This is a genomic window from Shinella sp. BE166 (assembly GCF_051201095.1).
Taxonomy (GTDB): Bacteria; Pseudomonadota; Alphaproteobacteria; order Rhizobiales; family Rhizobiaceae; genus Shinella; species Shinella lacus.
In genome coordinates this window covers 656,367-678,595 of the sequence record NZ_JBPEHL010000002.1, presented here as the reverse complement: position 1 = coordinate 678,595, position 22,229 = coordinate 656,367, and the positions used below count along the sequence as shown (strand labels likewise).

The 22,229-nt window shown below is 64.4% G+C and carries 20 protein-coding genes; 8 read left to right on the top strand and 12 right to left on the bottom strand.

The window, feature by feature from the left end:
* Window positions 1-14 precede the first annotated feature (14 nt).
* The 4 genes from sufC to J2Y63_RS07330 form a co-directional block, all read right to left on the bottom strand.
* A complete protein-coding gene (gene sufC, locus J2Y63_RS07345) occupies window positions 15-770 on the bottom strand; it encodes a Fe-S cluster assembly ATPase SufC (RefSeq protein ID WP_256115762.1) in 756 nt (251 codons plus the stop codon).
* A 48-nt stretch (window positions 771-818) separates the two neighbouring features.
* Entirely contained in the window at window positions 819-980 is a 162-nt protein-coding gene (locus J2Y63_RS07340; RefSeq protein WP_256115760.1) for a hypothetical protein, read from the bottom strand.
* Between the two features lie 114 nt (window positions 981-1,094).
* Window positions 1,095-2,564, bottom strand: coding sequence for a Fe-S cluster assembly protein SufB (sufB, locus tag J2Y63_RS07335; protein WP_256115759.1), 1,470 nt, complete (start codon window positions 2,562-2,564; stop codon window positions 1,095-1,097).
* A 139-nt stretch (window positions 2,565-2,703) separates the two neighbouring features.
* A complete protein-coding gene (locus J2Y63_RS07330) occupies window positions 2,704-3,861 on the bottom strand; it encodes a cysteine desulfurase family protein (protein WP_435265491.1) in 1,158 nt (385 codons plus the stop codon).
* 212 nt (window positions 3,862-4,073) lie between these two features.
* On the opposite strand from J2Y63_RS07330, the gene J2Y63_RS07325 reads away from it, so the two are divergent.
* Entirely contained in the window at window positions 4,074-4,751 is a 678-nt protein-coding gene (locus J2Y63_RS07325; protein WP_256115757.1) for an alpha/beta hydrolase, read from the top strand.
* Between the two features lie 60 nt (window positions 4,752-4,811).
* Here the strand turns inward: J2Y63_RS07325 and J2Y63_RS07320 are convergent, their stop codons facing one another.
* Window positions 4,812-5,759 carry a GGDEF domain-containing protein gene (locus tag J2Y63_RS07320; RefSeq protein WP_435265490.1) on the bottom strand — a complete coding sequence of 316 codons (948 nt, stop codon included), beginning with the start codon at window positions 5,757-5,759 and terminating at the stop codon, window positions 4,812-4,814.
* Here J2Y63_RS07320 and J2Y63_RS07315 point away from each other — a divergent pair.
* Window positions 5,736-6,020 (top strand): hypothetical protein, encoded by a 285-nt coding sequence (locus J2Y63_RS07315; protein ID WP_435265489.1) that lies wholly within the window; start codon window positions 5,736-5,738, stop codon window positions 6,018-6,020. The genes J2Y63_RS07320 and J2Y63_RS07315 overlap by 24 nt on opposite strands.
* Window positions 6,021-6,084: 64 nt before the next feature.
* Here the strand turns inward: J2Y63_RS07315 and J2Y63_RS07310 are convergent, their stop codons facing one another.
* Window positions 6,085-7,218, bottom strand: coding sequence for an anhydro-N-acetylmuramic acid kinase (locus J2Y63_RS07310; protein WP_435265488.1), 1,134 nt, complete (start codon window positions 7,216-7,218; stop codon window positions 6,085-6,087).
* A gap of 132 nt (window positions 7,219-7,350) precedes the next feature.
* Here J2Y63_RS07310 and tyrS point away from each other — a divergent pair, with 132 nt between their 5' ends.
* Window positions 7,351-8,604 (top strand): tyrosine--tRNA ligase, encoded by a 1,254-nt coding sequence (tyrS, locus tag J2Y63_RS07305; protein WP_435265487.1) that lies wholly within the window; start codon window positions 7,351-7,353, stop codon window positions 8,602-8,604.
* Between the two features lie 47 nt (window positions 8,605-8,651).
* Here tyrS and J2Y63_RS07300 read toward each other — a convergent pair whose 3' ends face one another.
* Complete coding sequence (locus J2Y63_RS07300; RefSeq protein ID WP_435265486.1) at window positions 8,652-12,044, bottom strand: DUF3971 domain-containing protein; 3,393 nt, start codon at window positions 12,042-12,044, stop codon at window positions 8,652-8,654.
* Window positions 12,045-12,193: 149 nt separating this feature from the next.
* On the opposite strand from J2Y63_RS07300, the gene J2Y63_RS07295 reads away from it, so the two are divergent.
* From J2Y63_RS07295 to J2Y63_RS07275, 5 genes are all read left to right on the top strand, one after another.
* The gene (locus tag J2Y63_RS07295) at window positions 12,194-12,661 is read left to right on the top strand and encodes a peroxiredoxin (protein WP_435265485.1); all 468 of its coding nucleotides are present in this window, start codon (window positions 12,194-12,196) and stop codon (window positions 12,659-12,661) included.
* Window positions 12,662-12,682: 21 nt separating this feature from the next.
* Complete coding sequence (locus tag J2Y63_RS07290; protein ID WP_435265484.1) at window positions 12,683-13,510, top strand: ferritin-like domain-containing protein; 828 nt, start codon at window positions 12,683-12,685, stop codon at window positions 13,508-13,510.
* Between the two features lie 97 nt (window positions 13,511-13,607).
* A complete protein-coding gene (locus J2Y63_RS07285) occupies window positions 13,608-14,897 on the top strand; it encodes a M23 family metallopeptidase (protein ID WP_435265483.1) in 1,290 nt (429 codons plus the stop codon).
* 193 nt (window positions 14,898-15,090) lie between these two features.
* Window positions 15,091-16,611 (top strand): DEAD/DEAH box helicase, encoded by a 1,521-nt coding sequence (locus tag J2Y63_RS07280; protein ID WP_435265482.1) that lies wholly within the window; start codon window positions 15,091-15,093, stop codon window positions 16,609-16,611.
* Between the two features lie 9 nt (window positions 16,612-16,620).
* On the top strand, window positions 16,621-17,037 hold the full coding sequence (locus tag J2Y63_RS07275; protein WP_435265481.1) for an NUDIX domain-containing protein: 417 nt from the start codon (window positions 16,621-16,623) through the stop codon (window positions 17,035-17,037).
* Here J2Y63_RS07275 and J2Y63_RS07270 read toward each other — a convergent pair.
* The 5 genes from J2Y63_RS07270 to J2Y63_RS07250 all read right to left on the bottom strand — a co-directional run bounded on the left by J2Y63_RS07270 (window position 17,034) and on the right by J2Y63_RS07250 (window position 22,220).
* Window positions 17,034-19,151 (bottom strand): TonB-dependent receptor domain-containing protein, encoded by a 2,118-nt coding sequence (locus J2Y63_RS07270; protein ID WP_435265480.1) that lies wholly within the window; start codon window positions 19,149-19,151, stop codon window positions 17,034-17,036. The two genes, J2Y63_RS07275 and J2Y63_RS07270, sit on opposite strands and share 4 nt — an antisense overlap.
* Before the next feature lie 110 nt (window positions 19,152-19,261).
* Window positions 19,262-19,579, bottom strand: coding sequence for a TfoX/Sxy family protein (locus J2Y63_RS07265; protein ID WP_435265479.1), 318 nt, complete (start codon window positions 19,577-19,579; stop codon window positions 19,262-19,264).
* Between the two features lie 3 nt (window positions 19,580-19,582).
* A complete protein-coding gene (locus J2Y63_RS07260) occupies window positions 19,583-21,193 on the bottom strand; it encodes an NTP transferase domain-containing protein (RefSeq protein ID WP_435265478.1) in 1,611 nt (536 codons plus the stop codon).
* Window positions 21,190-21,888, bottom strand: a complete 699-nt coding sequence (locus tag J2Y63_RS07255; RefSeq protein ID WP_435265477.1) for an XdhC family protein — start codon at window positions 21,886-21,888, stop codon at window positions 21,190-21,192. Before J2Y63_RS07255 ends, J2Y63_RS07260 begins: the two co-directional genes overlap by 4 nt.
* Entirely contained in the window at window positions 21,888-22,220 is a 333-nt protein-coding gene (locus J2Y63_RS07250) for an XdhC family protein (protein ID WP_435265476.1), read from the bottom strand. The genes J2Y63_RS07255 and J2Y63_RS07250 overlap by 1 nt, the downstream gene beginning before the upstream one ends.
* Window positions 22,221-22,229 lie beyond the last annotated feature (9 nt).

Sequence of the window (22,229 nt, the reverse complement as noted above, 5' to 3'; positions counted from 1 at the left end):
CTCCTTCACCGTGCTCAGGCAGCAGCATCGATGATGTCGGCATAGCCGTTTGCTTCCAGCTCATGGGCCAGCGTCTTGTCGCCGGACTTGATGACCTGGCCCTTGTAGAGGACGTGGACCGTATCCGGCACGATGTAGTCGAGCAGGCGCTGGTAATGCGTGATGACGACGACGGCGCGGTCGGGCGAACGCAGCGCGTTGACGCCGTCTGCGACGATCTTCAGCGCGTCGATGTCGAGGCCGGAATCCGTCTCGTCGAGGATGCACAGCTTCGGCTCCAGCAGCGACATCTGCAGGATTTCCGCGCGCTTCTTCTCACCGCCGGAGAAACCGACGTTGAGCGGACGGCGCAGCATTTCCGGCGCGATTTTCAGTTCGGCGGCCGATTCCTTGACGCGGCGCATGAAGTCCGGCGTCGTCAGTTCCGCTTCGCCGCGCGCCTTGCGCTGCTCGTTCATCGCGACCTTGAGGAACTGCATGGTGGCGACGCCCGGGATTTCGACCGGGTACTGGAAGGCCAGGAAGATGCCCTTGGCGGCGCGCTCGGACGGGTCGAGTTCCAGGATGCTCTCGCCGTTGTAGAGGATCTCGCCCTCGGTGACTTCGTAGTCTTCGCGGCCGGCGAGAATATAGGAGAGCGTCGACTTGCCGGAGCCGTTCGGACCCATGATGGCGGCGACTTCGCCCGCCTTCACCGTGAGGTTGAGGCCGCGGATGATCTCGGTACCGTCTTCGGCGATGCGGGCGTGCAGATTCTTGATTTCAAGCATGGTTTCTCGGTCCTGCGTTCGGAGCGCTCAAACGCTCCCGTCTTGGTTTCAGAAGCCGAGGAAAAAATGGACCACCGGAAGCATCATGGCGGAGAAACCGCCGAGGCCAAGCCCCACTACCGTGCGTACCGCCAAATTCCGAACATTGGGCGCATACGCTGCCAGTCCACCGCAAACCACGGCATAATACGTCAGATTGACCGGATCCATGTCGTCTTCTCCCGATGAGAACCGCACCGTCTAATATAACGGATCACGCGGGAACTTCATCGAAAGACCTGTCCGGCCGCCCGGCGGAAATCCGCCGGGATATTCCTTACCCGGTCAGCCGACCGAGCCTTCCAGCGAGATGCCGATCAGCTTCTGCGCCTCGACGGCGAATTCCATCGGCAGTTCCTGGATGACTTCCTTGACGAAGCCGTTGACGATCAGCGCGATCGCCGCCTCGGTGGGGATGCCGCGCTGGAGGCAGTAGAACAGCTGGTCTTCCGAGATTTTCGAGGTGGTCGCCTCGTGCTCGAACTGTGCCGTCGCGTTCTTCGCCTCGATATAGGGCACGGTATGCGCGCCGCACTTGTCGCCGATCAGGAGCGAATCGCACTGGGTGAAGTTGCGCGCGTTCTCCGCCTTGCGGTGGGCCGAGACCTGGCCGCGATAGGTGTTGTTGGAGAAACCGGCCGAAATACCCTTTGAGACGATGCGGCTCGACGTGTTCTTGCCGAGATGGATCATCTTGGTGCCGCTATCGATCTGCTGGTGGCCGTTAGACACCGCGATCGAGTAGAACTCGCCGCGCGAGCCATCGCCGCGCAGGATGCAAGACGGGTACTTCCAGGTGATGGCGGAGCCGGTCTCGACCTGCGTCCACGAGATCTTGGAATTCTTGCCCCGGCAATCGCCGCGCTTGGTGACGAAGTTGTAGATGCCGCCCTTGCCGTCCTTGTCGCCCGGATACCAGTTCTGGACGGTGGAATATTTGATCTCGGCATCATCCAGCGCAACGAGCTCGACGACGGCAGCATGAAGCTGGTTTTCGTCGCGCTGCGGCGCGGTGCAGCCTTCGAGGTAGGAGACGTAGGCGCCCTCTTCCGCAATGATCAGCGTGCGCTCGAACTGGCCGGTGTTCTTCTCGTTGATGCGGAAATAGGTCGACAGTTCCATCGGGCAACGGACGCCCTTCGGCACGAAGACGAAGGAGCCGTCGGTGAAGACAGCCGAGTTCAGCGTCGCGTAGAAATTGTCGGACGTCGGCACGACGGTGCCGAGATACTTCTTCACGAGATCGGGATATTCGCGGATCGCTTCCGAGATCGACATGAAGATCACGCCGGCCTTCTTCAGCTCTTCCTTGAAGGTTGTGACGACCGAGACCGAATCGAACACGGCGTCGACTGCGATCTTCGAGGTCTGCACGCCGGCCAGGATTTCCTGCTCGCGCAGCGGAATCCCAAGCTTTTCGTACATCTTCAGAAGTTCGGGATCGACTTCGTCAATGGACTTCGGGCCGCTCTGGTTCTTCGGAGCCGCGTAATAATAGAGGTCGTTGAAGTCGATCTTGGGATATTCGACGCGCGCCCAGGTCGGCTCTTCGAGCGTCAGCCAGCGCTGATAGGCCGCAAGACGCCATTCGAGCATCCAGTCGGGCTCGCCCTTCTTGGCCGAGATGAAGCGGATGATCTCCTCGGAAAGCCCCTTCGGAGCCTTCTCCATTTCGATCGTCGTCTCGAAACCGTATTTGTACTGGTCGACGTCTATCTGACGGACCTGATCGATCGTTTCCTGCACCGCAGGCATATCGTTCTCCAATCTTGCCGGATACAAGGTCCGGCAGTTTGTCAACGTCTGGCGGGACCTCCCGCCGCTTATGTAGGCGCCAAAGGCGGACTTTCCCACCTTTTGGCAAGCGAAAACTTGAGTTTCCGCAAGATTCCCCTCAGGCCGCGCGCCGCCGCGAGACGACACGCGAAAAGGCCGCGAGAAAGCGGTCCACATCCGCCTGCGTAGACCCAGCACCTAGCGACACACGCAAGGCGCCAAGGGCCGCATCGAAACCCATGGCCGTCAGCACATGACTCTGCCCGACCTTGCCGGAGGAGCAGGCGGAACCGGCGGACAGCGCGATGCCTTCGAGATCGAAGGCGATCTGCCCCGTTTCCGACTTCAGGCCCGGCAGGCTGAAGAAGGAGGTGTTGGCGACACGCGCGATATCCGCGCCGTGGATGATGACGTCGTTTGTCGCCATGCGCATGCCGGCCTCCAGCGCATCGCGCAGGCCGGCGATCCGGGCGTTGCGATCCGCAAAATCGGCAGCGGCAGAGCGCGCGGCCGCGGCAAAGCCGGCAAGGGCTGCCGGATTTTCCGTGCCGGAGCGATGCCCCTTCTCCTGCCCGCCGCCGCGGATCAGCGGCACGGGCATCAGGACCTCGCCGCGCGAGACGAGCGCGCCGGCGCCCTTCGGGCCGCCGAGCTTGTGCGAGGAGAGGATCAAAAAGTCCGCATCCAGCGCCTCGATATCGACCGGGATACGGCCGGCGGCCTGCACCGCGTCCACGACGAGCAGCCCGCCATGGCGGTGCACGATTTCGGCCGCCGATTTCACCGGCTGCACGATGCCCGTCTCGTTGTTGACGAGCATGACGGCGACCATCGGCAGGCCTTTCGCCTTGTCGTGGCCCTGAAGAAGCGTTTCCAGCGCGGCGAGATCGACGAGACCGGCCGGCGTCACCGGAATGGAGGTCAGCTTGTCGCGCGAAAATCGTCCGCCTTCGCGGATCGCCGGATGTTCGATCTCCGAATGGTAGAGGTGGCCGATGGCAAGCGGCGTGCGGCCCATGCGGTAATCGGCCGTCAGGACGAGGTTCGCGGCCTCCGTCGCACCGCTCGTGAAGATCACATGCGCCGGGGCGGCATGGACCAGGGCGGCGACGTCGCGGCGCGCAGCCTCCACCAGCATGCGCAGCGCCCGGCCCTCGCCATGCACGGAAGACGGATTGCCGACCGTATCGAGCGCGGCAAGAACGGCTTCGCGCGCCGCAGCCGAAAGCGGCGCGGTGGCGTTCCAGTCCAGATATGTGCGCTCCGTCTTCGTCATTCTTTATCCGTACCCGCCGGGCATCTCACAAAGCGGCGTGCATTTTTCTTGAAATTTCCGTCGGGCTTGCCTTATGACACCAATCTCACGGCGCCCGATGCGCCCATACAGTTTCGAATGGTTCTAAACTAGGTTCTAGAAAAGCTGACTGGTTTCGTCAAGACTTCAGTTGACAAGAATCCGTTTTGGAATCCGAACTTGCCGGAGTGAGAATGCCCGAAATCATCTTCAACGGACCCGCCGGTCGCCTCGAAGGCCGTTACCAGCCGTCCAAGCAGAAGAACGCCCCCATCGCCATCGTGTTGCATCCGCACCCGCAATTCGGCGGCACGATGAACAACCAGATCGTCTACCAGCTCTTCTACATGTTCCAGAAGCGCGGCTTTACGACGCTGCGCTTCAATTTTCGCGGCATCGGCCGCAGCCAGGGCGAATTCGACCATGGCGCGGGCGAACTGTCAGATGCGGCCTCCGCGCTCGACTGGGTGCAGAGCCTGCATCCCGATTCGAAGAGCTGCTGGGTCGCCGGCTATTCCTTCGGCGCCTGGATCGGCATGCAGCTCCTGATGCGCCGCCCGGAGATCGAAGGTTTCATGTCGATCGCCCCGCAGCCGAACATCTACGACTTCTCGTTCCTCGCCCCCTGCCCGTCGTCCGGCCTCATCATCAACGGTGATGCGGACAAGGTGGCACCGGAGAAGGACGTCAACGGTCTCGTGGAAAAGCTGAAGACGCAGAAGGGCATCCTGATCACGCACCGCCTGGTGCCGGGCGCCAACCACTTCTTCAACAGCCAGACGGAAACCCTGATGGCGGAGTGCGAAGACTATCTCGACCGCCGCCTCGCCGGCGAACTGACGCCCGAACCGGCCGCCAAGCGCATCCGCTGACCGGCCGAAAGGCCCCGACACAAGAGCCCGATGGTCCGCCACCGGGCTTTTTTCTTGCCGTCAATTCGCCAGCTTGAAAACGTCGAGCACCACGGCAGGCGGCTCCGCATCGCGCACACAATCGCGCCCGGCATTCTTGGCGGCGTAGAGTGCGTCGTCCGCCCGGCGCATGGCGAAGCGCAGCGGCTCGTTCGGGCCGATTTCCGCGACGCCAAAGCTTGAGGTGACGCGAAGCGCCTCCGGCAGGCCGGGAACCGGCGACACCGCTATTGCGGCCCGGAGAGCATGCGCGAAGAGAAGGGCCGCATCCTTGCCGGTGAGCGGCAGAAAAATCACGAACTCCTCTCCGCCGATGCGCGCGACGAGGGCGCCCGTCGGTGCCGCCGCCTTCAGCATCTCCCCGAACGCGCGGATCACGGCGTCGCCGCCCTGGTGCCCATAGGTATCGTTTACCGACTTGAAGCGATCGAGGTCGCAAAGAACGATGCTATGCGGCCCTTGCCTTGCGATCAACGCATCGACGCGACTGTCGAAGCCGCGACGGTTCAGGACGCCGGAGAGAACATCGACTTCCGCATTGGCCTTTTCGTCCGCCATGATTTCCAGCACCAGCACACATAACAGAACGAGGCCGATGGTGACGATGAGAACGGCTCCGATGCTTTGCGAGTAGAGCGCGAACCGGCTGGAAAGGTAGTCACTGGCCACGCTGCCTGACCCGGCATGGACCGCGATCGCAGCCTTCAGCGGAAAATGTACGCTTGTCATGACCAACAGAACAACGAGCATCCGGTCAACGAAGGCATTGGCGCGTGCGCGCGACACGGCCCAGGCGCTCATGGCGACCGCGATAGCCAGCGGTGCCTGGTACGTCAAAGCATGGACCAGCGTTCCACGCGGCAGATCGTAGATCACGTAGTTGAAAAGCACGAAGCCGGAAAAGAGCGCGGCCAGATGCCTACGATTTGCCTGCAAGCCGTAAAGATGACCGATGCCGACCCGAAGCATGAACGCTCCGCCGAGGATCGATGCGAAGGCCAGGACCGTCCAGAGCCTCGGTGGGGAAAAATTGGCAAGAAGAAACTCGAAAACAATGGAAAGCGACGAGACGGCAAAGGTGCCGGCAAACCATCGCGCGGCAATGCGATTGCGGCTCCTGACGGAAACCGCGAGGAAGAAAAAGCAGAAACATTGCGCGATGAAAAAGTTCGCCGCCATCAGGAAGCCCGCGCCACTCATCGGTCACCTTACGCAAGACACATTGGATAGGCATCCCGTGCGGAAAACGCGGAACGGTCAGCCACGATGCTAAGAGCCCGCCGCCAAAAAAGCGTTAATCTTCAAGGGCCGGTTTCTGCAATACGCCGCCGCTGACGGGGGCCTTGACGCCGGTCGTGCCCGGGAAAGTGAGCGGCAGGCCGCGAAGCGAGCGCACGGCGAGATAGGCCCAGGCCTCCGCCTCCATGCTGTCGCCGTTGAGATCGACCGCTTCGGCGACGACAACCTCCGCCCCTTCGACCTCGGCAAGGGCTGCGAGATCGCCCATGATCACCCGGTTCAGCCGGCCGCCACCGCAGACGACGTAGAGTTTCGGCCGCTCCGGCAGGTGACGGGCGGAGCGCAGGATGGCCGCCGCCGTGACATGGGCCAGCGTGCGCGCACCGTCTTCAAGGCTGGCATCCGTGCCTTCCGGTGGGCGAAAATCGTTGCGGTCGAGGGAACGGCGCACCGGGTCGGTGAAGAAGGCGTGGCTGAGGTAGCGGTTGGCGAGATCGGGATCGACCCGGCCCTCCGAGGCGATCATGCCGCCCTGGTCGTAGGGAATGCCGGCATGGGCCTCGACCCACTGGTCGATCAGCGTGTTGCCGGGGCCGCTGTCGAAGGCAACGATCTCGCCGCCGCTGCCGATGAAGGTGATGTTGGAGATGCCGCCGATATTGACGAAGACGACCGCCCGGCCGGTGGAGCGGGAAAGGCCGGCGGCGAGGGCTGCATGATAAACGGGAATGAGCGGCGCGCCCTGCCCGCCATGCGCCATGTCGTTCGCGCGCATATCGTAGACGACGGCGATGCCGGTCTCGCGTGCCAGAAGCCCGCCGTCGCCGAGCTGCACCGTCAGGCCCGCATCGGGCCGGTGCAATACGGTCTGGCCGTGAAAGCCGATGACGTCGATATCGGCGGCCTTCAGGTCGTTTTCGGCGAGGAAGGCGTTGACGGCCACGGCATGGCGCAGCGTGAGTTCGCGCTCGATTTCCGTAAGGTCACCCGGCCGCTCTTCGCGTCTGTCGATCGCCTTGGCGGTCTCCAAGGCACCTTGCAGGCGGCGGCGGAAGGCGGCATCGTAGGGGCGCCCCATGGATGGCCCGCGCTCGACGACGGCCTCGCCATTCGTGCGCAGCAGCGCGACATCGATGCCGTCCAGGCTCGTGCCGCTCATCAGACCGATTGCCGTCCGCAGTGCCGTCATCTCGTGCGCTCCAGAATCACTTTTGGAGTGATTATGCGGTGAAACAGTGATAAACGCCCGGCGGTCCGCCGGAAAATTGCATCCGGCCAAAAAACATCCCGTCCATAGCATTCCCGCCGAGAGAGACAGGCCATGTCCGAATTCAAGTCAGATTTCCTTCGCACGCTGAAAGAGCGCGGTTTCATCCACCAGATCTCCGATGAAACCGGCCTCGACGACCTTCTCGCCAAGGAAACCGTGACCGCCTATATCGGCTTCGACCCGACGGCGCCGAGCCTGCATGCCGGCGGCCTCATCCAGATCATGCTGCTGCACTGGTTCCAGAAGACCGGCCACCGGCCGATCTCGCTGATGGGCGGCGGCACCGGCATGGTCGGCGACCCGTCCTTCAAGGACGATGCGCGCCAGCTGATGACGCCGGAAACGATCAACAGCAATATCGCCAGCATCAAGAAGGTCTTTTCGAGCTACCTGACTTATGGTGATGGTCCGAAGGACGCGCTGATGATCAACAATGCCGACTGGCTGCTCGGCATCAACTACCTGGAATTCCTGCGCGACGTCGGCCGCCATTTTTCCGTCAACCGCATGCTCTCCTTCGACAGCGTGAAGACGCGCCTCGACCGCGAACAGTCGCTGTCCTTTCTCGAATTCAACTACATGATCCTGCAGGCCTACGATTTCGTCGAACTGAACAAGCGCTACGACGTGCGCCTGCAGATGGGCGGCTCCGACCAGTGGGGCAACATCATCAACGGCATCGACCTCGGCCACCGCATGGGCACGCCGCAGCTCTACGCGATGACCTCGCCGCTGCTGACGACCGCGTCCGGCGCCAAGATGGGCAAGTCGCTCTCCGGCGCCGTCTGGCTCAACCCGGACATGCTCTCGGCCTATGATTTCTGGCAATACTGGCGCAACACGGAAGACGCCGACGTCTCGCGCTTCCTGAAGCTCTACACGACGCTGCCGATGGACGAGATCGCCCGGCTCTCCGCGCTCGGCGGTGCCGAGATCAACGAGGTGAAGAAGATCCTCGCCACGGAAGTCACCGCGATGCTGCACGGTCGCGAGGCCGCCGAACAGGCCGCCGAAACCGCGCGCAAGACTTTCGAGGAAGGCGCGATTGCCGAAAACCTGCCGACGATCGACGTCACCGCAAGTGAACTCACAGCCGGCATCGGCCTCCTGAACCTCATCGTCAAGGCCGGCCTCGCCACCTCCAACGGCGAAGCGCGCCGCCACGTCCAGGGCGGCGCGGTGCGCATCAACGACGCCGCGGTTTCCGACGAACGCCGCATGATCGGCACCTCGGACGTCTCCGCCGATGGCGTCGTGAAACTGTCGCTCGGCAAGAAGAAGCACATCCTCATCCGCCCGGCCTGATCGGCCGCGCAACACCCCAGATCAAGGCCGCCTCCGGGCGGCCTTTTTCATTGGAATTCGAAGATGTTGCGGAAGACGCCGGGCGCGATGATCGACAGCGGGTTGATGGTGAGTTTCGGCTTGTCGAAGGGACCGGCCAGCTTGAAGGTGATGCCGATCAGGCCGCGGTCGTTGCCGTTGCCGAGGATGATGCCGATGAGCGGCAGTTCGGCGAAGAGCCGGTTGAGGCCATAGGCGGGCATGAAGGTGCCGGTCATGTCGATCCGGCCGTTGGCGTCGCGCACCGTGCCCTGGAAGGTCGCGCCCACCGCCTCGCCGCGCACCACGCCGTTTTCCAGGCTGAGCGAGCCGCCGCCGGTGCGCACCTGCGCAAAACCGCGGGAGAAGCGCACGGCGCTGACGTCGATTTCGCGGCGCACCGCCTGGTTGAGGCTGCGCCCGTCTTCGCCGGCCGGCGTGGAGACGAGCGAGCGCAGGCGCTCTTCGCCGACGAGCGAGAAATTGCGGATGTCGACGGAGCCGCGCCAGCCGCTGTTGGAGGTTTCCCGCAAGCGGACGTTCAGCAAGCCGCCGCGCATATGGCTGTAGACATCGGCGAAGCGCGCCACCGCGCCGGCGTCCCCGCTGGTAAGCTGGATGGCGTCCGAGCCACCGTTGCGGGCAAGCTGCGCCACCACGGGCGCGCCGCCGGACGTCACCGCCGAAAGGTCGACGCCGGAAATGCGGCTGCCGGTCGTCGCATAGCGCAGGCTGACATTGGAAAGGCTTTCGCCATTGAAACCGACGGCCCGCGACAGGTTGGCCTGCACGGTGATGCCCTGCTTGTCGCCGCCACTCTCGCCGCCGCCGGCGTTCTTGAGGCGCGCCAGCACGGAGCGCACGTCGGCCGCCTCGCCGTCCGCCACGACGGAATAGCCGGATTTGCCGCGCTCCAGCTTCAGCCGGAACCGGTCGTCGGCCGAAAGCCGGACAGTGGAAAAGTTTGCCGCGTCCAGCCTTGCGCCGCGGAAGGTGAGATCGCCCGCGACATTGAACCCGTCGCCGGCAAAGCGGAAATCGGAAACCCGGGTGACGCCCTCCTTGGTGTCCGCCGTCAGCGTGACCTTGCCGCCGATGCCCGCACCCTTGGTCCAGCCGATCCAGGGAATGGAGACCGCGGCAGCGCCCACATCCGCGTCCACCTGGCGCGGCCCGTCGCCGTCCTGCTCCATGCGCATGGCGATCGCGCCATCCAGCACATCCTCCAGGCCCGGCAGCAGCTTGCGCCGGTCCTTGTTGTCGAGCGTGCCGGACAGGATCGTCTTGCGCTTGATTGTGCTCGCCTTGCCGACGGGCTCGAGCAGTTCGAGATCGAGCGTCACGCCGTCTATATCGGCCTTGGCCTTGAGGTCGGCCTGCTTGGGATCAATCGCCAGCACGCCGTGCAGGCCGGTGACCTCGCGCCCTGCGATCGGCTTGGCGACATCCACGTCGTTGAGGGTGAGCGCGGCCGTCCATTCCGGCGGCGGCGGATTGTGCGAGGAGATGACGCCGAAATGCGCCTTCACCTTGGCCTCGACCTGCCCGCTGAAATCATCCGGCGCAAAACCGGTCGCCGGCAGCGCGCGGATCGGCCGGTAGGTCACGAGCTCCGCGATCGCATCGGCATTGCCGGCGACGTCGATGTCCATGTCGGCCATCAGCGGCTTGGTATAATTGTCCGGCAAAACGAAGGTGCCGCCCTTCAGCGCAACCGAGCGGCCGGACGGGAAATAGGCAGCACCGCCGGTGATCTGAATTTCGGTGCGCGGACCCCGCAGGCGGAACTTCCCGGACGTATCGCGCAAGGGCGGGATCTCGCCCGCCACGTTCATGCGCGCGCCCTCGATGTCGAAGTCGATCTTCAGCTCGTCCGGACCGAGATGCATCGGCACGCCCGGCAGGCGCTCGCGGCCTTCGGCGAGGTAGAATTCGATGCGGCCATTGGTGACCGTGCCGCCGAAGATGTTCTTAATCACCCAGCTGCGTGCGGTCTTGGCCATCCAGAACGGCCAGAACTGCTTGACGGCCGCCGATTCCAGCTCGCTGGCGATCATCACGAAGCTGACTTCCGGCGCACGATCGCTGAAGCGCATGGCAAGGGAGCCCGCGACATTGCCCTTCTCGCTGGAAACGGCCATCTGCTCGAACAGCAGGTTCTTCGTCTTCGGCAGATAGTAGCCGTTGACCTTGGCGTCGAAGCGGATCGGCGCCTCGGTGGAATCGACCGGCCGGCTGATCGCATTGCTGAAGACGAGATCGATGGCAAAGCCCTTGTCCGCCCGGTCGGAGACGCGGTCGAGGTCGATGAGGCCCCCGGTAAAGGGGAAATGCGACTGGCCGACGCTCGCATCCGGCGAGGCAAGCTCGATCGATCCCTTGTCGAAATTATAGACGGCCTTGAGGGTGGAGGGGCGCAGCTCCGCCGCGATGCCATCGCCATAGACCGCACCGGCGGCGACGTTGATGGTCAGCCCCAGCACCGGCTTTGTCCCGGCGATCTCGCGCACGGAATTGACCGAGACGTCCGCCGTCGTGTCGATGCCGGCATGCACATTGCCGTTGACATCATTGCCGAGCAGGAATTTTGCCAGCGCCACATTGCGGATCGAGCCGTCGAGCGTGCGGATCGCGCCCTCTGTGCCCGAGGCGGTGAGGTCGATCTCGCCTTCGGAACCATCCAGCGAAAAATGACCGTCGATCGACATGGTGCCGTCGCCGTCGCGGGTGAATTGCAGGCTGGCGATGGCAAGCGTGATCGGCTTGCCGTCCGGCCCCTGGAATGTCGCGCCGAGGTCGGAGATGCTGACGGTCTGCATGCCGTTGGCGTCGATCAGGCGGTTGACGCCGTCGAGCCGCTCGAAGGTGGTTTCGAGATAGTCCGGCACGTCGGAAATGCGCAGTGCCGCGAGATCGAGCGGCTTGCTCTTCGGCAGCAGCGCCGCATTGAACATGACGCCGTCGACATCGAGCCGCGAGACGGCAAGGCGGCCGGAGGCGAGCCCCAGCGGATCGAGCACGATACCGATCGAATCGGTCGTCGCCAGTTCCTTGTCCGACTGAAGCTCGATGATGCGGACATTTTCCGCCTTCAGCGCAAACCCGTTGAAGCCTGCAAGGCGCAGCACCGTGTGATCGACCGACGCGCGGTAGCGGGGGCCGAGCGCCTGGTTGAGGGCGGCGACGGCACGGGCGTTCAAGGTGCTGTCGAAAAGCCCGGTCTCGACCAGGCCGATCAGCACGGCGCCGAGAAACAGCACGAGGGCGACGGTCGCAGCGACGATGCGGCAGGCGATGCCCGTGCGGCTGGCCTGCGCCGCATGCAGGACGATGGGTTCGTGCGCCTGCGCGGACGGCAATTCATGCAGCGGAACGATGTCCTGCTTGCGGAACACGACTCTCTCGCCGCGGATATCTCCCATCTCGCGCTTGTTTCCTTTGCCCCTGCGCGCACCCTATCCCACGGAATCGGTGCGCATCGTCCAGTGGCCGTTGGACGATTCTGTCTGCCACTATATATGCGGGAGGCCGGGTCCTTGACTCAAAAAGCCGGCCAAAGAAAGGAAATCCCATGGCAGAACTCGTCCCAGGCGCTGCGGCCCCGGACTTCACCCTCCCGCGTGACGGCGGCGGCAGCATTTCGCTCTCCGCATTGCGCGGCCGGCCCGTCGTGCTGTTCTTCTACCCGAAAGATGACACGGAAGCCTGCACGACGGAAGCGAAGGATTTTACCGCCGCCAAGACGGATTTCGAGGCCGCCGGCGTCGCCCTCGTCGGCCTTTCGCCAGATCCGGTGAAGAAACACGACAAGTTCGTCAAGAAACACGAACTCGACGTGCCGCTCGCCTCCGACGAAGGCCTGGAGACGCTGCAAGCCTATGGCGTGTGGAAGGAAAAGAGCATGTATGGCCGCACCTATATGGGCGTCGAGCGCACGACCGTGCTCGTCGATGCCGAAGGCAAGATTGCGGAAATCTGGCCGAAGGTGAAGGTCAAGGACCATGTCGCGGCCGTGCTCGAAGCCGCCAGGAAGCTATAAAACCCCGCATAAGGCGCTGGAATGATAAAACTTCCGCATATCGAGAGCCTTCGCGGCGGCACCACGGCGGCAATCTCTGCCGCCGATCTCGACCTGAAGACGGAGCTCGCGCAGGAGACCGCGCGCCGCTGGTTCGCCCGCACACTTTCAATGCGCTCGCCGCGCGATCCGGTGCTGCCGGCGCGGCCCGGCCGGCCGGAAAAGCCGGAGCTCATTCCGCCCAAGCATATGAAGAAGCGCTCACTGCACACCGAGAAGGGCCGCATCGCGCTGCTCCATGCGCTCGCCCATATCGAGCTCAACGCCGTCGACCTCGCGCTCGACATCGTCGCCCGCTTCACCACCGAGCGTGTGCCGCATTCCTTCTTCGACGGCTGGATGCAGGTGGCCTTCGAGGAGGCTAAACATTTCCGCCTCATCCGCGATCGCCTGCGCGATCTCGGCGCGGACTATGGCGACCTGCCGGCGCATGACGGGCTGTGGCAGGCCGCCCATGACACGCGCAACGACCTGACGGCCCGCCTCGCCGTGGTGCCGCTGATCCTCGAAGCCCGCGGCCTCGACGTGACGCCGACGCTGCAGGCCAAGATGCGGGAGACCGGCGATGACGCGAGCGCCGACATTCTCGACATCATCTACAACGACGAGAAGGGCCATGTGGCGGTCGGCGCAAAGTGGTTCCGCTTCCTCTGCGCCCGCGAGAAGAAAGATCCGTCGGCCATCTTCAGGGAGCTGGTGCGCACCAATTTCCGCGGGCCGCTGAAGCCGCCGTTCAACGATGTGGCGCGCGCCGAGGCCGGCCTCACGCCGTCGTTCTACCGCTCCCTCGTTTCTGTCAGCCAGAGCTGATATTTGGCGCCAAACAACCGCCGGGAAAGGCTTTATTAACCCTAACAATGTGTAATTCCCCGCACGAGACCTGCACAACCGGTCGGGGGTATCAACTGTGGCGGAGCGTCCTGAAAACCGCATCTTCGGAAAGCGCGCGAAGCAGCACGTCGTGATTTTCGCGAGCGGCGACAAGATCCGCCACATGACCATCCGTCCGTGGATGGCTGCCGTTACGTTCTGTTTCGCCGGCATGTTCACCGTCGGCTATCTCGCCGCCACCTCTTACTTGGTGCTGCGCGACGACCTGATCGGCGCCACCATGGCGCGCCAGGCCCGCATGCAGCATGACTATGAGGACCGCATTTCCGCCCTTCGCGCGCAAGTCGACCGCGTCACCAGCCGCCAGCTCCTCGACCAGCAGGTCGTGGAGGAGAAGGTGGAGAAGCTGATGCAGCAACAGTCGGCCCTCTCCGCCCGTCACGGCAAGCTCGACGCGCTTTTGAACCGCGCCGAAAGCAGCGGCGTGGAGGCGAGTGCCCCCCTTACCGAAGAGACGCCGGTGATCGACGGCCGCCGGGCGGACGCCGCCGGCGCCATCGATGCGATCATGGGTGGCGCCGGCGCGGCACCGCTGAAGACGACGCAACTTGCCTATGCCGCCACCAGCGAATCGGTCGCCGACCGCGCCGACCGCCTGTTCTCCAAGGTCACGCTCTCGCTGAAGGACCTCGAACACGAGCAGATCAACCGCATCCAGTCGCTGACCGCCGGGGCTTCTGAAACCGCCGACGCGATCCAGACCATCCTGCGCCGCACCGGCTTCGACGTCGCAGAAGAAACGGCCGAGAAGCCGGCTACCGATTCGGATCTCGCGATCGGCGGCCCGTTCGTCGAGCCCGTCGCCTTCACCGATCCGTTCGAAGAATCCATAAACGACCTCGACGATGCGCTGGAACGCCTCGATAGCGCCCGCCGCACCGCCCGGAAACTGCCCTTCGGAAACCCCTCGCCCCAAAGCAGCATCACCAGCCGCTTCGGCAACCGCACGGATCCGTTCCTTGGCCGGCTGGCGCTGCATGCCGGCATTGATTTTCGCGCCCGCACGGGCACGGAAATCCACGCCGCCGGTGCCGGCACGGTCGTCGTCGCCGGCCGCAACGGTGGTTACGGCAACATGGTGGAAATCGACCATGGCGACGGCCTGACGACCCGCTACGCCCACCTTTCCCGCGTTCTCGTCAAGGTCGGCGACCATGTGGACGAGGCCGATCCGGTCGGCCTTTCCGGCACGACGGGCCGCTCCACAGGCCCGCACCTGCACTATGAAGTGCGCCGCGACGGCAAGGCCATAGACCCCATGCGCTTCCTCACCGCGGGCATGAAGTTGACCACCTATATGGATTGACGTAACGCAAGGCCGAGGGCTTGCGGACGGCAAAAGCATCCGCCACACAGTTCAAATTGCTCGGTGATTCACCAAATTCGCTGATTTCCTTGACTTTCCGGCACTTTCGGCATATCTGCGCTGCATCCTAGCGGCGCGTCGACCGCTGAAACCCATTGCGTTCGCAAGAACCGGAACGGAAATAGTTTTCCCTTTGACCACTTTTGCTGATCTTGGCCTGAGCCCGAAAGTCCTGTCTGCCGTCACGGATTCGGGCTATACGATCCCGACTCCCATCCAGGCGGGCGCCATTCCGCCGGCCCTGGCACGGCGCGACATCCTCGGTATCGCCCAGACGGGCACCGGCAAGACTGCCTCTTTCGTTCTGCCGATGCTGACGCTTCTGGAAAAAGGCCGCGCCCGGGCTCGCATGCCCCGCACGCTCATTCTGGAGCCGACGCGCGAACTCGCAGCCCAGGTTGCGGAAAACTTCGAGAAATACGGCAAGAACCACAAGCTGAACGTCGCGCTGCTCATCGGCGGCGTCTCCTTCGACGAACAGGACCGCAAGCTGGAACGCGGCGCAGACGTCCTGATCTGCACGCCCGGCCGCCTGCTCGACCATTGCGAGCGCGGCAAGCTTTTGATGACCGGCGTCGAAATCCTCGTCATCGACGAAGCCGATCGCATGCTCGACATGGGCTTCATTCCGGATATCGAGCGCATCGCCAAGCTGATCCCGTTCACGCGCCAGACGCTGTTCTTCTCGGCCACCATGCCGCCGGAAATCCAGAAGCTGGCCGACCGCTTCTTGCAGAACCCGGAGCGCGTCGAAGTGTCGGTCCGCTCTTCCACCGCGACGACCGTGACGCAGCGCCTCGTCGCTACGCACAGCAAGGATTACGAGAAGCGCGCGACGCTGCGCGACCTCATCCGTGCCCAGGAAGACCTGAAGAACGCCATCATCTTCTGCAATCGCAAGGTCGACGTTGCCGACCTCTTCCGTTCGCTCGACCGCCACGGCTTCTCCGTCGGCGCGCTGCACGGCGACATGGACCAGCGCTCGCGCACCACGATGCTGGCCAATTTCAAGGAAAACAAGCTTACCCTCCTCGTGGCATCCGACGTCGCGGCCCGCGGCCTCGACATTCCGGACGTGAGCCACGTCTTCAACTTCGACGTCCCGATCCATGCCGAGGACTATGTCCATCGCATCGGCCGCACCGGCCGTGCCGGCCGCTCGGGCGCCGCTTTCACCCTGGTATCCAAGCGCGACGGCAAGTTCGTCGATGCCATCGAGAAGCTGATCGACCGCAAGGTCGAGTGGCTGAACGGCGGCCTCGATGCCCTGCCGCCGCAGGCCGAAGGCGAGGAGCGTGAACAGCGCTCCCGTGGCGGCCGTGAACGTGGCGGTCGTGATCGCGACCGCTCCCGTGGCCGCAAGGGCGAAGCCCGCGTGACCGAGACACGTCCCGAGGCACGCCCCGCGCCCGGCATTGAGACCAGCGAGACCGAAGAGAAGGTGGAAGCCGTGAAAGCTGAACGCAAGACGGAAGGGCGGCCGCAGACTCCCGCTCGCAACCCGCGGGCCGCGAACCATGCCGCCCCGCGTCCGGCCAACGACGACAACCGCGATCGTCGCAACCGCTACCGCCGCGACGACGATGACGGCCCGACGCCGCTCGGCTTCGGCGACGAGATCCCCGCCTTCATGCTGATCGCCGGCAAGGCCTGATCTCCTAGCATGTCCATTCCAGGCATCGATGTGCCAGGCCTCGGTTGCGGCCTGGCCATTTTGCGTGAGGGTAGGCTCCTGCTCTACCGGCGCCTTCGTGCACCCGAAGCCGGCTCATGGAACATCGTCGGCGGCAAGGTCGACCATATGGAACGCGCCGTCGATTCCGCCCGCCGCGAGGCGGAGGAAGAATCGGGACTGACGATCGGCGCCGTCAAGCTTCTCTGCATTTCCGAACAGATCATCGCGGAGGAGCGCCAGCACTGGCTGTCGCTCATCTATGTGACGGAGGATTTTGCCGGCGAGCCGCGCGTCATGGAGCCGGAAAAGCTGCCGGAATTCGGCTGGTTCGCGCTCGACGCCCTGCCCTCGCCGCTCTCCCGCTTCGCCGCCGATGCGGTGAAGGCGCTACGCAGCCAGATTTAGAATCGCGCCGTCGCGCCGATGATGAAGGTGCGGCCGCGGCCGTTCTTGACGCCGCCGTAACTGTCCATCAGGCCGGCATTCGCCTTCATGTAGCTCTCGTCGAAGACGTTCTCGACATTGACGAAGATCTTGGCGTTCTCGTTGATCTGCCAGGAGGCATGCGCGTCGAACAGCGTATAGGCATCGAGCTCGAAGGCCATTTCCTGGTTGATATAGGCCTGCTTGCTCTTGCCGACATAACGCATGCGCCCGCCAACGGTGAGCGCTTCGTCCAGGAAGCGCATGCCGACGTCGATCGTCGCAAAATCGTCCGGCAGCCGTCCCGTATCGCCGCCGACGCCGGCAGCGGCACCTTCCGGCTGGTTGGTATCGGCCAGCGTCAACGAGAATCCGGCATAATACCGCCCGGCATCGTAGCCGCCCTCCACTTCCAGCCCCTTCATGACCGTCGTTCCATCGACGTTCACCCAGCGCGCAGCACCATCCTCGCCGATGTCATAGGTAATATAGTCGCGGATGCGGTTGTGGAAGTAACCGACCTTCAGCCAGGCGGAATCGCCGGGCGTGAGCAGGTCGTCCGTCGTCATGTTGACGCCGAATTCCCAGCCGCGGCTCTTTTCCGGCAAGAGGTTGGGGTTGTTGTTGACCGGGTCGGAGGATCCGTCGAAGCTGTGGCCGCCCGGATAGAACATTTCCGCCGCCGTCGGCGGGCGCGACGTGTGGGCATAGGTCACGTAGGGCTGCAGCCAGTCGAGCGGGCGCGCTGCAAGGGTGATCTTCGGGTTGACGTCGCCGCCGTCGCGCGACAGTTCTTCCATCGGGCACGGCTGGCCATCGGCCGCGCAACCATTGGTGCCCGGCGCGTCATAGCCGCTGATGCCTTCCAGCGACCAGTAATCGTAGCGCAGGCCGCCGGTCAGGTCGAAAATGCCGTGCGTGATCGTTGCCTCGCTGAAGACGCCGGCCTTGACCAGCGTTCCATCCGGATTGGCGCCGCGCTTGGCGTTCCCTTCGTATTTATCCCGGCTGTACGCGCCGCCATAGGTGAGTTTCAGCTCGGTCTCGTCGCTGAGGTCGAAGCGCATGCGGTTGGAAATATCGAAGCCCGTCGTCGTGTTGGTGCCCTTGCGGCCGTCGAAGGTGGTGACATTGCCGTTGCTGCCGTCGAATTCGAGATCGGTGATGTTGAGATAGGCGTTGATGCTGAGATCGATCAGGTCGCTGCCCGGCTGGTAGGTGTATTTCGCCGTATAGGTCTGGTTCTCGATCTGCCAGTTGTAGCCGGAGCTGCCGGGCAGAAAGTCGTTTCCGTACCAGATGACGCCGAGCGCAAGCTTGTGATCGGAATCCGGCGAAAGGTTGATCTTGAACAGGCCCGATTTCGGATGCTGGTCGCCGGCAAACGGATAGGTCACGCCGTCGCCGTTGTCGTAGGGGCTCTTCTTCGTGTCGCTGAGCGCGCCGACGATGCCGATCTCACCCTCGCCGCCGATATCGGTGCGCGCTGCGCCCGTCAGCAGGCGGGAATAGTCGAAGCCGTTCGTGCCGGCGCGCACCGAGGTCATCACGCCATAGTCGCGGCCGGGCAGCAGCACGTCGTCGACATCGAGCGTGCGGAAATTGGCAGCACCCGCCAGCGTGCCCATGCCTTCGGCGCCGGAGACGGCGCCGCGCGTCACATCGACGCCGACCAGCATGTTCTGCTCGACATAGAGCATGTTGTCGAAGGTGCCGCCGTGGCCGGACAGGTTGCGAAAGGTCTGCGGCACGCCGTCGATCATGCTGTTGACGCGGCCCATGCCTTGCAGGCCGCGGATATTGACGGTGATGCCCGGCTGGTCCGACGGTTCGCGGGTGAAGGTGCCGGGCGAGGAGCGCAGCACCTGCGCGACGTCACCGGCATAGTCTTCCTGGATTTTGACGCGATCGGCCTTCGAAACCGCAGCCGGGATATCGATGATGCCGTCCCCGTCGCTGTCGCCTTCGATGTTGATCTGCTGGAGGTCCGTGGCCGCCGCATCCTGCGCCTTGACGGGTGCCGCGGTGACCAGAAGCGCAAGCGCCATGGCCGTGCCCGCAAGAAGCGTCGACGCGGAAGAACGATCGTATGTCATGGAAACCTCACCGGACATTTCGTCCACGCAAACTCAGGCGTGAACCGTCCGGTAATGGACAACATGACAATATAAGTCAAGTTTGATTGCGGCGTTTTCCGGGCGGGTTTTTATCGCGCGCGCAACGCCGCCTCATAGGCCCGGCGTACCCAGATCGCCATGACGTCGGGATCGTCGAGCGCCTCGTCGGGAATGGACCAATAGGGCATCTTCACCGGCTTGCCGCTCTTGCCGTCGTAATACCATTGCCGGCTGCCGGCGGCGGAAAAGTCGGGTGCGCTTTCCTCGTCGGCCTTCAGCAGGATCTCGCCCTGCACCTCCAGCGCCAGGATGCGGCCCTCGTGATAGATGCCCTTGCCGCCGAACATGCGCTTGATCGTCACCGGACCCAGCGCCTGGAACATCTCTTCGATCCCGTCGCGATCCATGCCCTACCCTTTCAAAACGCCGCCGGCGGCCAGCACCGCCTCCGGTGTGTCGACATCGATATGCGCCGCCTCGCCGATCTCCACGTCGACAATGTCGAGCCCGGCGCTCTCGACGATATGCCGCGCGCCGACATCGCCTTCCAGCGCGCGGATGGCAGCAAAGGTCGCGCGCGGCAGCACGACGGGATTGCCGCGCTTGCCGCCGGAGACCGCCCGCACGATGGCGTGTCCGCCGGCTGCGGCGAAGGCATCGAGCAGCAGGCGCACATCGGCACCGGTAACATGTGGCATGTCCGCGAGCATCACCACGACCCCGTCGCAACCCGGCCCAAGCGCGGAAATTCCGGCGCGAAGGGAGGTCGACATGCCCTGCGCGTGGTCCGGATTGCGCACGATATCGATTTTCAGCCCCGCAAGCTCCGCCTCGATCTCCTCCGCCCGGTGTCCCGTGACGACCAAGACCCGCGCAGGCTTGGCCTCCAGGGCGGCCTCGGTCGAGCGGCGCACCAGCGCCTCGCCGTCGAAGGCGGCGAGCAGCTTGTGGCTGCCGTTCATGCGGCTGGCGCGGCCGGCGGCCAGCACCAGCGCTGCGACGGAGAGAGGCCGTTCCGGCCCGCGCAGGTCGCGCGGCTGCGGGCGGGTCGGGATTTCCGCGAGAAGACCGCCGACGCCCATTCCCGTTATCTCCGTCGGTCCGGGATTCTCCCCGGCGAAGATGCGGGCAAGAATCCAGTCGAAGCCGTTTTCCTTGGGGCTGCGGGCGCAGCCCGGCGCGCCGATCACCGGCACCGTGTCCACGCGGCCGAGAACCAACAGGTTGCCCGGATCGACGGGCATGCCGACATGCTCCACCACGCCGCCCGCGGCGCGGATCGCGGCTGGGATCACGTCGTTCTGGTCGGTGACGGCGGAGGCGCCGAAGACGAGGACGAGGTCGTTGTCTGCGGCCGAGCGATGGATCGCCTCCGCAAGCGCGCGCGCGCGGTGCGGCACGCGCACCTCGCCCGTGAGCCGGCTACCGGACGGCTGTAGGCGCTGTTCGACGAGGCGACGGGTCTTGTCCATGACAGAGACCTTGAGCGTCGGCAGCTCGGTCGCGACGAGGCCGACGCGGTGCGCCGCGAAGGGTTTGACCTCCAGCGCCCGGCTGGTCGCCATGACGGCCGCGGCCTTTCGTGCAAGATCGCCGGAAACGGCAAGCGGGATGATCTTGATCGTCGCCACCATGTCGCCGGCCGCAACGCTGGCATGGTCCGGCAGGGTGGCGACGGTGATTGCCGGATCGACCCGGTTGAACCGGTCGATCGCCGCCCGGTCGGCGACAAAAAGCCCGTTCGCCGTCGCATGCAGGTTGATGCGGCCGGTCGCGGGCGGGGTGAAGGTGAGATGGTCCGGGGGGATCGCCGCGGCAATCAGCGATGCCGCCTCGTCCTCGCCGATATCGCCCGTTTCGAGCCGCACGGCGATGATGGTTGCGATGCCGGCCACGACCAGCGCCCGGCAGTCCTGCGCCGTCACCACATGCCCCTTGTGCAGCGACAGGCCCTCGACCCGCACGCCATGCGCCAGGCGCGCGCCGACAGAATCGGCAACCGGGACCTCGCCGAAAATCATGGTCCGGCACCGAGCAAGGGCCGGCGGCGCAGATGCGCGACGATATCCGCCAGGATGGCGACAGCGATCTCCGCGGGGCTCGCGGCGCCGATATCGAGGCCGATGGGGGCGGAGATGCGGGCGATCGCCGCCTCGCCGTGCCCGAGTGCTGTCAGGCGTTCCACACGCTTGGCATGGGTCTTCCGGCTGCCGAGCGCGCCGACATAGAAACAGCCGGTTGCAAGCGCCTGCGACAGCGGGACATCGTCGATCTTCGGATCATGCGTGACGGCGACGAGCGCCGTATAGGCATCGAGCGGCCGCGTCTTCAGCACATCCTCCGGCCAGTCGGCGACAAGGTCGATGCCGGCAAAACGCTCTTCGGTGGCAAAGGCCGTGCGCGGATCGATGATGGTGATATCGAAGCCCGCCACCCTGGCCATCTGCGCCAGCGCCTGGCTGATATGGACCGCGCCGATGACGACGATGCGCGCCGGCGGCAGGTGCACGTTGAGGAAGAATTTTCGCTCCTCCGCCTCCACCACGCCGGATTTGCCGGAGCGCAGGGCGCTTGCGATCGCTTCGCCGAGCGGTCCCGCAACCGGATCGCCCTCGCGAATGACCCGATCGCGCCCGTCGCCGAGATCCGTCAGGTGGATGACGGCGCGCCGCGCCGTGCGTTCCGCGTTCAGTTTACGCAGCAGGTAGGGATCCATCAGCCGATACGCTCCACATAGACGCGGATGCGCCCGCCGCAGGAAAGGCCGACGCGCCAGGCGGTCTCGTCGGCGACGCCGAATTCCAGCATGCGCGGTTCCCCCTCGGAAATGACCTCCATCGCCTCGCTGATCACCGCGCCCTCGACGCAGCCGCCGGAAACGGAGCCGTGGAAATTGCCCTCGCCATCGATGACCAGATGGCTGCCAACGGGGCGCGGCGCCGAGCCCCAGGTCTCGACCACGGTGGCGAGCGCCACCATGCGCCCGTCGTCCATCCAGCGTTCCGCGATGGTCAGCGGGTCGAGCATGTCGTTTGCGGTCGCGTCCATTTTCACCTC

Coding starts and splice junctions, on each gene's coding strand:
- J2Y63_RS07290 (WP_435265484.1), top strand. CDS start 12,683: ATGATAAAACTTCCGCATATCGAGAGCCTTCGCGGCGGCACCACGGCG.
- J2Y63_RS07250 (WP_435265476.1), bottom strand. CDS start 22,220: ATGGACGCGACCGCAAACGACATGCTCGACCCGCTGACCATCGCGGAA.
- J2Y63_RS07295 (WP_435265485.1), top strand. CDS start 12,194: ATGGCAGAACTCGTCCCAGGCGCTGCGGCCCCGGACTTCACCCTCCCG.
- J2Y63_RS07255 (WP_435265477.1), bottom strand. CDS start 21,888: ATGGATCCCTACCTGCTGCGTAAACTGAACGCGGAACGCACGGCGCGG.
- J2Y63_RS07265 (WP_435265479.1), bottom strand. CDS start 19,579: ATGGATCGCGACGGGATCGAAGAGATGTTCCAGGCGCTGGGTCCGGTG.
- J2Y63_RS07340 (WP_256115760.1), bottom strand. CDS start 980: ATGGATCCGGTCAATCTGACGTATTATGCCGTGGTTTGCGGTGGACTG.
- J2Y63_RS07270 (WP_435265480.1), bottom strand. CDS start 19,151: ATGACATACGATCGTTCTTCCGCGTCGACGCTTCTTGCGGGCACGGCC.
- J2Y63_RS07325 (WP_256115757.1), top strand. CDS start 4,074: ATGCCCGAAATCATCTTCAACGGACCCGCCGGTCGCCTCGAAGGCCGT.
- J2Y63_RS07275 (WP_435265481.1), top strand. CDS start 16,621: ATGTCCATTCCAGGCATCGATGTGCCAGGCCTCGGTTGCGGCCTGGCC.
- J2Y63_RS07310 (WP_435265488.1), bottom strand. CDS start 7,218: ATGACGGCACTGCGGACGGCAATCGGTCTGATGAGCGGCACGAGCCTG.
- J2Y63_RS07300 (WP_435265486.1), bottom strand. CDS start 12,044: ATGGGAGATATCCGCGGCGAGAGAGTCGTGTTCCGCAAGCAGGACATC.
- J2Y63_RS07260 (WP_435265478.1), bottom strand. CDS start 21,193: ATGATTTTCGGCGAGGTCCCGGTTGCCGATTCTGTCGGCGCGCGCCTG.
- sufB (WP_256115759.1), bottom strand. CDS start 2,564: ATGCCTGCGGTGCAGGAAACGATCGATCAGGTCCGTCAGATAGACGTC.
- J2Y63_RS07320 (WP_435265490.1), bottom strand. CDS start 5,759: ATGCTTCGGGTCGGCATCGGTCATCTTTACGGCTTGCAGGCAAATCGT.
- sufC (WP_256115762.1), bottom strand. CDS start 770: ATGCTTGAAATCAAGAATCTGCACGCCCGCATCGCCGAAGACGGTACC.
- J2Y63_RS07330 (WP_435265491.1), bottom strand. CDS start 3,861: ATGACGAAGACGGAGCGCACATATCTGGACTGGAACGCCACCGCGCCG.
- J2Y63_RS07315 (WP_435265489.1), top strand. CDS start 5,736: ATGACCGATGCCGACCCGAAGCATGAACGCTCCGCCGAGGATCGATGC.
- tyrS (WP_435265487.1), top strand. CDS start 7,351: ATGTCCGAATTCAAGTCAGATTTCCTTCGCACGCTGAAAGAGCGCGGT.